Origin of the sequence: Plantactinospora alkalitolerans, from assembly GCF_015690345.1 — a bacterium.
Classification (GTDB): Bacteria; Actinomycetota; Actinomycetes; order Mycobacteriales; family Micromonosporaceae; genus Plantactinospora; species Plantactinospora alkalitolerans.
This window is the reverse complement of sequence record NZ_JADPUN010000145.1, coordinates 76,732-86,186: the sequence shown is the minus strand read 5'-3', so window position 1 is coordinate 86,186 and position 9,455 is coordinate 76,732. Positions and strand designations below refer to the sequence as shown.

General features: G+C 71.7%; 9 protein-coding genes. 3 read left to right on the top strand and 6 right to left on the bottom strand.

Annotated features, from left to right (window positions below; translation table 11 throughout):
• A partial coding sequence (locus I0C86_RS14555) for an ATP-binding cassette domain-containing protein (RefSeq protein WP_196201745.1) occupies positions 1 to 612 on the bottom strand: 612 nt, incomplete at its 3' end.
• Positions 613 to 772: 160 nt separating this feature from the next.
• Between I0C86_RS14555 and I0C86_RS44445 the strand changes: the two genes are divergently transcribed.
• Positions 773 to 1,927: a sensor histidine kinase gene (locus I0C86_RS44445; RefSeq protein WP_196201744.1), complete on the top strand. Its 1,155-nt coding sequence runs from the start codon at positions 773 to 775 to the stop codon at positions 1,925 to 1,927.
• Positions 1,915 to 2,571 carry a response regulator gene (locus tag I0C86_RS14545; protein WP_255527731.1) on the top strand — a complete coding sequence of 219 codons (657 nt, stop codon included), beginning with the start codon at positions 1,915 to 1,917 and terminating at the stop codon, positions 2,569 to 2,571. The genes I0C86_RS44445 and I0C86_RS14545 overlap by 13 nt, the downstream gene beginning before the upstream one ends.
• A gap of 57 nt (positions 2,572 to 2,628) precedes the next feature.
• On the opposite strand, the gene I0C86_RS14540 is transcribed toward I0C86_RS14545, so the two are convergent.
• The 4 genes from I0C86_RS14540 to I0C86_RS14525 all read right to left on the bottom strand — a co-directional run bounded on the left by I0C86_RS14540 (position 2,629) and on the right by I0C86_RS14525 (position 4,462).
• A complete protein-coding gene (locus tag I0C86_RS14540) occupies positions 2,629 to 3,135 on the bottom strand; it encodes a hypothetical protein (RefSeq protein WP_196201742.1) in 507 nt (168 codons plus the stop codon).
• 65 nt (positions 3,136 to 3,200) lie between these two features.
• Positions 3,201 to 3,560 (bottom strand): DUF4180 domain-containing protein, encoded by a 360-nt coding sequence (locus I0C86_RS14535; protein WP_196201741.1) that lies wholly within the window; start codon positions 3,558 to 3,560, stop codon positions 3,201 to 3,203.
• Positions 3,553 to 3,993: a helix-turn-helix domain-containing protein gene (locus I0C86_RS14530; protein ID WP_323373637.1), complete on the bottom strand. Its 441-nt coding sequence runs from the start codon at positions 3,991 to 3,993 to the stop codon at positions 3,553 to 3,555. Before I0C86_RS14530 ends, I0C86_RS14535 begins: the two co-directional genes overlap by 8 nt.
• A 172-nt stretch (positions 3,994 to 4,165) precedes the next feature.
• Positions 4,166 to 4,462 carry a hypothetical protein gene (locus tag I0C86_RS14525; RefSeq protein ID WP_196201739.1) on the bottom strand — a complete coding sequence of 99 codons (297 nt, stop codon included), beginning with the start codon at positions 4,460 to 4,462 and terminating at the stop codon, positions 4,166 to 4,168.
• A gap of 165 nt (positions 4,463 to 4,627) precedes the next feature.
• On the opposite strand from I0C86_RS14525, the gene I0C86_RS44750 reads away from it, so the two are divergent.
• On the top strand, positions 4,628 to 7,465 hold the full coding sequence (locus I0C86_RS44750; RefSeq protein ID WP_196201738.1) for an AfsR/SARP family transcriptional regulator: 2,838 nt from the start codon (positions 4,628 to 4,630) through the stop codon (positions 7,463 to 7,465).
• On the opposite strand, the gene I0C86_RS14515 is transcribed toward I0C86_RS44750, so the two are convergent.
• The gene (locus I0C86_RS14515; protein WP_196201737.1) at positions 7,428 to 9,263 is read right to left on the bottom strand and encodes a serine hydrolase; all 1,836 of its coding nucleotides are present in this window, start codon (positions 9,261 to 9,263) and stop codon (positions 7,428 to 7,430) included. The two genes, I0C86_RS44750 and I0C86_RS14515, sit on opposite strands and share 38 nt — an antisense overlap.
• Between the last annotated feature and the right edge of the window lie 192 nt (positions 9,264 to 9,455).

The following is a 9,455-nucleotide window of genomic DNA, read 5'->3' as shown; positions in this document are numbered from 1 at the left end:
GCCTCGGCCGATCATCACGATGTGATCGGCGACCCGCTCCACCTCGGGCAGCAGATGCGAGCTGAGCAGCACCGCGCAGCCCGAGTCGGAGAGGTTCCGGAGCAGCCCCCGCAGCCACCGGATGCCCTGCGGGTCGAGGCCGTTGGCCGGTTCGTCCAGGATCAGCACCTGAGGCTGGCCGAGCAGCGCGGAACCGATAGCGAGGCGCTGCCGCATCCCGAGGGAGTAGCCGCCGATGGTCCGCCGCCCCTCCCGGCGGGTCAGGCCGACCAGATCGAGCACCTCGTCGACCCGTGACCTCGGCAACCCGAGCGTCATCGCGCCCAGGGTCAGGATCTCCCGCCCGGTACGGCCGGGATGCTGGGCGTTGGCGTCGAGCAGCGTGCCGACCTGGGCGGCCGGGCACGTCAGCTCCGCGTACGGCCGCCCCAGGACGGTCGCCGAGCCCGAGGTGGCCCGGGACAGCCCGACGAGAATCCGTAGGGCCGTCGACTTTCCGGCGCCGTTGGGGCCGAGGAATCCGGTGATGGTCCCCGGGGCGACCGTGAAGGAGACGGTGTCGAGTGCCAGTACCGATCGGTAGGCCCTGCTGACCTGGTTGAATTCGATCACGGACCCAGTCCAGCGGACCGGAAGCCGTCGATCATCGGTCCCAGGTCGAGGAGCTCCCCGCCCCGGGGCCAGATCCGCCCCGCCGGGGGTGGACCTGGGGCCATCGCGATGGCGACCCAGGTCGCTAAGAAACCGGCGCAGGGCTCTCTACCCTTGACTGGTGCTCGAACGTACGGACAATCCGCCCCTGGACCGGCTGGGCAGTGCGCTGCGCTACCTCTGCGCCGTACTGCCGATGCTGTTCTTCGGCGTCATCCTGGCCGTCGTCGCCGCACGGGATAGTAATCGACTCGTGCCGGCGCTGGTGGACGTCGGGCTCGGCGTACTCGGGCTGGTGCTGATGCACTGGCGGCGTCGCCTGCCGTGGCCGATCGCGATGGCGACCGCCCTGCTGACCGTCTTCTCCACCACGGCGACCGGGCCCGCCCAGGTCGCGTACGTCTCCCTGGGTACGCATCGTCGGTGGCGTCAGTTCGGGTCGGTCGCGGTGGTGTCCTGGCTGTGCCTGGTGGTCCGGTCGAGCTGGTACGACGTCAACCAGGCGACGCTGGTCTCCGTGCTGACCGGAACCGCCGTCCTCGGCGGGCTCACCGTCTTCAGCCTCTACCTGCGCGGGCGCCGCGACCTGGCGGTGTCCCGCCACGAGGCCGCGCTGACCGCCGAACGTGCTCAGGAGCAGCGGATCGAACAGGCCAAACTGGCGGAACGCGCCAAGATCGCCCAGGAGATGCACGACGTGCTGGCGCACCGGATCTCACTGCTGTCGATGCTGGCCGGCGGACTGGCGTACCGGAAGGATCTGCGCGCCGAGGAGGCCCGCAGGACCGCGTTGGCGATCCAGGAGAGCGCGCACCAGTCGCTGAACGAACTGCGCACCGTGCTCGGCACGCTCCGGGCCGACGGCGCCCTGGAGGCCCCGCAGCCGACCCTGGCCCAGTTGGATGCCCTGTTCGACGAGGTACGGTCCGCCGGTCAGCAGGTCGAGGTGGACGACACCATCGACGACCGGGATCTGCTGCCGACGCAGACCGGCCGGCATGCCTACCGGATCGTGCAGGAGGCGCTGACCAATGCCCGGAAGCACGCGCCGGGCAGCCGGGTCACCGCCGCACTCGGCGGGCGGCCGGGCGACGGCCTGCGGATCCGGGTGAGCAACCCGGCGCCGCCCGGCGCGGTCGCGGGTCCCGGCGGCCGGCTCGGGCTGGTCGGCCTGGCCGAACGGACCCGGCTGGCCGGCGGCACCATCAGCCATGGCGTCCAGGACGGCCGTTTCGTCCTCGACGCCCGGTTGCCCTGGGAAGGCTGCGCCCTGTGACCCGACTCGTGATCGTCGACGACGACCCGATGGTGCGGACCGGGCTGCGCCTCATCCTCGGCGGGGAGCCGGACCTCGACCTCGTCGGCGAGGCCGAGGACGGCAGGCAGGCCATGGGCGTGATCCGGGATCTGGGACCCGACGTGGTGCTGATGGACATCCGGATGCCCCACCAGGACGGGCTGGTCACCACCGAATTGCTGCTGGCACAGCCGAATCCGCCCCGGGTTCTCGTCCTCACCACCTTCGACGCCGACGAGATGGTGCTCCGGGCGCTCCGGCTCGGCGCCAGCGGCTTTCTACTGAAGGACACCCCGCCGCCGAGGATGATCGAGGCGGTCCGCGCCGTGGCGCGGGGCGAACCGATCCTGTCGCCGAGCGTCGCGCACCAGGTGATCGCCGTCGCCACCGGCCGGGACGAGCCACGGCGACCACAGGCGCAGCGCGAACTGGCCAGGCTCACCGAGCGCGAGCGGGAGGTGGCGATCGAGGTGGCCCGGGGCAGCTCCAACGCCGAGATCGCGGAACGTCTCTACCTGAGCGTCGCCACCGTGAAGGCGAACGTCACCCGGATCTTCGCCAAGCTGGGTACCGACAACCGGGTTCTCGTCGCCATGAAGGTACGTGACGCCGGCCTGCTCTGAGCGTCCTCCGGCTACGACAACCGGCTGGCCGGCTGGCCGACCCCGAGGGTGTCGGGGCTACGACGGATCGAGCGGATCCGCGTCGAGAACGGTGGGCGACGCCAGCCGCTCGACGTAGGCGGTGCGGTCGAAACGGAACGGGCCGAGTCGCAGCACGCCCCACCCGGGGCGGAGGGGCTGCCGGAAGCCGGTCCAGGTGACCGCGTCCGGGTCGACGGTGATGCGGGCCAGCAGTGGCCAGCAACCCCAGATCCCGCAGCCACAACCCAGTAGGGCGAGTTCGCCGGGCTCGTAGCCGCTGTAGTCCGGGTACTCGACCTCGCCGAGGAAGTGGCGGGACGGCCACGCCACGTCCTGCGCCGGTAGGCCGCCGTGGCATTCCAGCAGGAAGCGGTCCCGTTCGATCTCCGAGTCGAAGTCCTCGTCGTCCAGTTCCAGCGCCCACAGCGGCGCCACGACCTCCGCCACGACGGTCCGCAGGTCGCTACCGTCGATCCGGGCGCCGACGACCAGGGTGTGCGGCTCGTCCCGGGCCGGATAGGCGGTGAACTCGATGACGTTCATCGGGACGGGCCGACCGGATTCCCGCTGGAGCGTCCGGTCGGTGCCCGGTACGAGCGGCCCATCAGTCAGCCCAGCCGGGTGTCGAGATCGCCGAGGTCGTCGACGAACCAGACCTGGTTGCCCCGGTTGGACTCGGCCACCAGGTCGCGCAGTGCCGTGCTGGCGGCAAGGTGCCCGGAGATGTCGCCGACGACCACCAGGCGGATCCGGTAGTTGACGAACTTCTGCATGATCTCCCCCGCCAGGCCGGTACGCAGGACGAAGAACCGCTCGTCGAGCCGACCGACGGGTACGGCCACGATGTCCGCCCGGAAGAAGGCGGAGCCGATCACGTCGAGCGCGTCCTGGGTACTCGCGATCGGCACGCCCTCGTCGCCGCAGACGAGTACGGAAATGCCGCCGCGCTCGGTCACGAGGTCAGCCACGGCGGGCCGCCGGGCCGCCGGGATCGGTCAGGAACATGCCGTGCTCCGTTTCGAGGATTCCGTCGATGGTCTGCAGGACGTCGGCCGTCGTCGCGACGCCGCCCAGGATGATGACCTTGAAGCGGGCACGCGCCTCGTCGTAGACCGTCTGGATGCGTAGCGGCTCGCCGGTGTCCCGGGGCATCTGGGCACCGGCGACGAGCAGGGTGCTCAGCCGGTCGGCCGCCAGGGCCCCGAGGTCGTCGATCTCCACGATGGCGGAGACCTCCACCCGGGGCCGGATGGTGCCGGCCGGTCGACCGGTGAACGCGTCGAGGTCGGCCTGGGCGATGCGGTACTGCTTGCCGATCCGGACGGCCTTCAGCCGGCCGGCGCGGATGTAACCGCGAACCGTCCGCACGTGCAGGCCGAGCCGCTCGGCAATCTGTTCCACCGAATACCACCCGCGCTCCATAATTCCCTATCCTACCCATCATTCATGCGGATAGGGAGCGACGGGTACGGCGGACCTCCCGGATGCCTGCCGCACCGCCGTGCGGTAGCGCGCCGGTCGACCGTGCCGCCGGGCCGGGCCGGCGGCACGGTCGGATCCCCCGCTGCCCCGGTCAGCCGATCTCGTACCACCAGTCGACGCCCCGGCCGCCACCGGGACAGGTCACGGTTGACGTGGCACCGATACCGACCCAGGGGCCGTAGTGGTCGTTCTCGAACTCGCCCTTGACCACGCAGAGGATGCCGGCCCGCACCTGGCCGGTACCGCTGGTGCACCGCGCCCTGGTGGTGTTGCCCGACGGCGTCGCGGTGCAGTTGGTCGGCTCGGCCGAGGCAGCGGTCGCGCCGACCGCGACGAGCGGCACCGCGAGTGCACCGGTGACCAGCAGGCGGGTGAACAGGATCTTCATCGGAACTCCCCATCTCTGTGCTGAATTCGTCGCCGGGATCGCCGGACCGGTCGACCCGGAAGCCACGCTCGCATCGGAACCTGGACAGCTACCTTGCGGCGAACTTGCGATCCGACAAGTATCGATATGTGTAATTCGATCACGGGTCGATCCGGGGGCGGACGCATGAACCTGCGGCTCTTCGGTGAGGTGCAGCTACGGGCAGCCGGGCAGCCCCTCGAGGTGGGCACTCCACGGCAACAGGCGGTACTGGCGGTACTGGTCGTCGACACGCCCCGGCCCGTCGCGATCGAGACCCTGATCGACCGGCTGTGGGACGAGGCCCCGCCCGCCGAGGCCCGCAACGTGCTGTACTCGCACCTGAGCCGGATCCGGCAGGTTCTCAGCCGGGCAGCGACGCTGGAGGAGGAGGCGGCGCCCCGGCTCGAGCGCCGGCACGCCGGCTACGTCCTTAAAATCGATCCGGACCGGGTGGACCTGCACCGGTTCCGCCGGCTGGTGGACCAGGGTCGGGACGCGGGGTCCGCCGACGCCGACCGGGCTCGCGCGCTCGCCGAAGCCCTGGATCTCTGGGCCGGCTCACCACTTGCCGCCATCTCCGGCGAATGGGCCGGGCAGATCCGCGACAGCATGCACCGGCTCCGGTGTGAGGCGGCGGTACGGTGGGCGCAGGCCGAACTGCGGCTGGGCAACCCGGACGCGCTGATCGGCGTACTGCCCGATCTGATCGCCGAGTATCCGCTGGTGGAGCCCCTCGAAGCGCTGTTGCTGCGGGCGCTGCACGCGACCGGACGGGACGCCGAGGCCGTCGAGCGCTACGCGGGTGCCCGACGCCGGCTGGCCGACGCGCTCGGCACCGATCCCGGCTCGGAACTGCGCGACCTGCACCGCATGCTTCTGCGTGGCGAACCTCCGCAGATGCCGCCGGACCCCGGTGTCCCGACCGCCCGGATCGCCACACCGGCACAGCTACCGCCGGACGTGGCCGGCTTCACCGGCCGCGAGGACGAGCTGCGTGAACTCGACCGGCTGGTGCTGGCCGCGACCGGCCCGGTCGAGACCGTGGCCATCTCCGCGATCGACGGCACGGCCGGAATCGGCAAGACCACCCTGGCCCTGCACTGGGCGCACCGGACAGCCAGCCAGTTCCGCGACGGGCAACTGTATGTGAACCTGCGCGGCTTCGACCCCACCGGCTCGCCGGTCACGCCTACCGAGGCGGTGCGGGGATTCCTTGACGCCTTCGAGGTGCCCCCGGAGCGGATCCCCGCCGGACTGGACGCCCAGGTCGGCATGTACCGCAGTCTGCTGGCCGGACGGCGGGTCCTGGTGGTGCTCGACAACGCGCGCGACGCCGAGCAGGTACGCCCGCTACTTCCCGGCGCGGCCGGCTGCGTCGCCGTGGTCACCAGTCGCAACCAGCTCGCCGGTCTGGTCGCCGGTACCGGCGCGCGCCCGCTGACGGTGGGGCTGCCGAGCGTCGCCGAGGCCCGCGACCTGCTGGCCCGCCGGGTCGGGCCAGCGCGGGTGACGGCCGAACCGGAGGCGGTGGACGAGATCATCACGCTCTGCGCCCGGCTGCCGCTCGCACTGTCCATCGTGGCCGCCCGGGCCGCCGCCAACCCCGGATTCGGACTCGTCGTACTCGCCGGCGAGCTGGCCGGCGCACAGAGCCGGCTGGACGAGTTCACCGGCGCGGACCCGGCCACCAACGCGCGAACGGTGTTCTCGTGGTCCTACCACCAGTTGAGCCCGGCGGCGGCGCGGCTGTTCCGGCTGATCGGCCTGCACCCCGGCCCCGACCTCGCGGCACCGGCGGCGGCCAGCCTGGCCGGCCTTCCGCCGGGAGCCGCCCGGCCGGTGCTGGCCGAGCTGACCCGGGCCCATCTGCTCAGCCAGCCCACGCCCGGCCGGTACACCCTGCACGACCTGCTGCGTGCCTACGCCAGGGAGCAGGCGGAGGGCACCGATCCCGAGGACGAGCGTCGGGCCGCCGTACACCGGCTGCTGGACCACTACCTGCGCAGCGCCAACACCGCCGTACTGGTGCTGGAGCCGACCCGGGATCCGGTCGCCCTCGCCGACCCGGACCCGGACGTGACGCCCGAGCGGTTCGCCGACCATCGACAGGCGCTCTCCTGGTTCGCCGCCGAACACGCCGTCCTGATGGCCGCCGTCGACAGGGCTGCGTCGGCCGGTTTCGACGTCCACGCCTGGCAGCTGGCCTGGACCCTCACGACGTTCCTCATCCGCCGGGGACACTGGCGCGACAATGTCGCCGTCCAACGCGTCGCGCTGGCCGCCGCCGAGCGGCTGGCCGAGCCCGCCACCCGGGCACTCGTGCACTACCACCTGGCCCGCGCGTACTACCAGCAGGGCCACCTCGACGAGGCGCAGACCCACCTGCTCCGCGCCCTCGACCTCGCGGCCCAGGCCGGCGATCTCGTCGTGGAGGCACACAGCCACGTACGCCTCGCGATGGTGTGGGAGCGGCGCGAGCACTTCGCCGAGGCACTCGACCATGCCCGGCACGCCGCCACGCTGTTCCAGGCGGCGGGCCACCGCGCCGGCCAGGCCAGCGCCCTCAACGACATCGGCTGGTACCACGCCCATCTCGGCGACCACCGGCGCGCCCTGACGTTCTGCGAGCGCGCGCTCGCCCAGCACGAGGAGCTGGGAAACCGCCTGGGGCAGGGGATCACCTGTGACAGCCTCGGCTACGCCCACCACCATCTCGGCCACCACCGGCAGGCCATCGTGTACTACCGCCTGGCGCTCGACCGGTTCCAGGACCTCGGTGACCGTCAGGAGGAGGCCGCCACGCTCACCCGGCTCGGCGAGACGCACCTGACCGACGGTGACACCGACGCCGCCCGGACCGCCTGGCGGCACGCGGTCGCGATCCTCGACGACCTGAACCGGGCCGAAGCCGACCGGCTCCGGGCCAGACTGCGCGAGCTGGGGGCTACAGCGACCGACCGTGGGTGTGGAGAACGGCGTTGATGGCGTCCCTGATCTCGCCTCGCTCGGCCTCGCTGACCCGCCGGTTGAACAGGAACGCGAAGTCCAGTCCGTCGCGGCGACTGCTGGCTCCACTCGACGTTCCGTCCGTCGCGCCGTACCGGGTGTTCACCTCTCGCCCGGTCAGATGCGTACGGTCGGCGTTCCACACCGGATACCGCGCGATCGTCCGGGCGATCGACGGCGCGGACGTGATCAGGCCACCGGAGCCCGCGGCGGTTTCCAGGACCAGGTCACCCCCGTAGGCGTTGGGAGCGAGGGCGTCCGGTGCGAAGTCCAGCTGTGAGGCGTGCACGTCGGCGTGGTCGTAGCCGACGACCTCCCCGGGCTGGCGCGCCCGCACGGCCGTCGCTCCTACCGCCACGTCCGTGATGTCCATCTCGGCCAGTACGTACCGGTCCAGGGCCCCGATGAACGGCAGCCCCGACGCCCGCTCGACGACCACGGTCAACAGCTGGAAGGCGGTGTTCGAGTAGAGACCGCCGGTGGGGACGTCGCCGGCCAGCGGAAGCCCGTACAGATACCGGAGGAGGATGTCCAGGGGCACCGGCGCGGCCGGAACGCCGAGCTGGGCGGCGATCTCCCGCTGCTCCCGGTCGAAGTCCCTCGGCAGCCGACTGGTGCGCAGCACGAGCTGCTCGACGGTGATCGCGTTCACCGCAGGGTCGACCACGGTGCCGGACGGCAGCGGCGACGTGATTCCGACGAACGGGAAAGCCGCCGTGTTCCACGCCAACCGACCGGCCTCGACCAGCCGGCTGACCACCGCGGCGGTGAATATCTTGCTGAGGCTGGCGATCCGGAACGTCGTACCGGGCGCGGTGACCGGACAGCCCGGCTCGGCCCAGGTGTAGCCCCGGGAGCCCACGATCGTCCCGGCACGGCCGATCGCCACGCTTCCCGCCCGTATCCCCCGGTGCACCATGAATCGGCGTAGCGCGGCGTCGAGATCATCCGCACCGGCGAAATCGGCGCCGGTCACGTTCCACCGCCGAGAGGTCGGAACGTCGTCCGCCGCGAAGACGCCCGCGTACCGCGCCCGGTCACCCGCCCCACCGACCGCCACCACGATCGGTCGCCGGCCCTCGGCGTTCTGGGCGTCGAACACCTGCTGGTACGCGTCCGCCGACATCCCGTGTCCCGCGTACCAGGCGCCGACCTGGTCGCCCCGGAAGACCGACAGCACCCGTCCGTCCGTGGCCACCGAGAGCGCGGCGGGTCGCATGCCGCCCTCGACGAGGCCGGCGAAGAAGCGCTGGTACGCCCCGCAGTCCGTCCACCACCAGGACCACGGCACCGCGTCGGAGTTCCGTACCCACACCCCGGCGAAGCGCCGGTCGGTCGGCTGCCCATACACCGCCAGGCACCGTGGGACGTACCCCTCGTCGTAGGCCCGCCGCTGCTGGAAGGCGAGCGAGTCGGGGTTGGTGTCCGGGCCCCACCCGAGGCCGTGCCGCGCGAACCACTGCTCGTCCGCGCGCTGTTCGAACACCGCCGCGAACACCTCGGCGCCGGACGTCCCGACCACACTCAGCACCGTCGGCGCGAACCCCAGGTCGGAAAGCTCGTCGACACACGACTGGTAGTCCCGGGCCGACAGACCGTGCACGCCCTGCCAGGCCGGCCCCGGACGGCGCACCCAGACGGCGGCGTAGCGGGGGTCACCCGGATCGCCGGAGACGTTCAACGCGACCGGACGGAAGCCGTCCCCGGCCAACTCGTCGAACCGGCGTCGGTGGGTGGTGCCATCGACCTGGTGGTAAGCGGCGAACCCCGACATTGGGTTCCTCCCGGTGGAGATGGTCCATCCGTTCGCGGTCGTCGAACCATGACCCAACGACCTTGCGGCAACCTTGCAGACCAGTTCCGGAAGAGCCTCCGGTACACCCGGCTCACGATCGGCCGGCAGCCCAGTTCGTCGGCGGCCGGCCGGGCCGCAAGGACCGCACAAGTTCCGCACCAGGCCGGACCG

What these genes read in the sequence shown, in the direction of transcription:
- I0C86_RS44750 (WP_196201738.1), top strand. Translation starts at nt 4,628, where the DNA reads ATGAACCTGCGGCTCTTCGGTGAGGTGCAGCTACGGGCAGCCGGGCAG.
- I0C86_RS14515 (WP_196201737.1), bottom strand. Translation starts at nt 9,263, where the DNA reads ATGTCGGGGTTCGCCGCTTACCACCAGGTCGATGGCACCACCCACCGA.
- I0C86_RS14525 (WP_196201739.1), bottom strand. Translation starts at nt 4,462, where the DNA reads ATGAAGATCCTGTTCACCCGCCTGCTGGTCACCGGTGCACTCGCGGTG.
- I0C86_RS14540 (WP_196201742.1), bottom strand. Translation starts at nt 3,135, where the DNA reads ATGAACGTCATCGAGTTCACCGCCTATCCGGCCCGGGACGAGCCGCAC.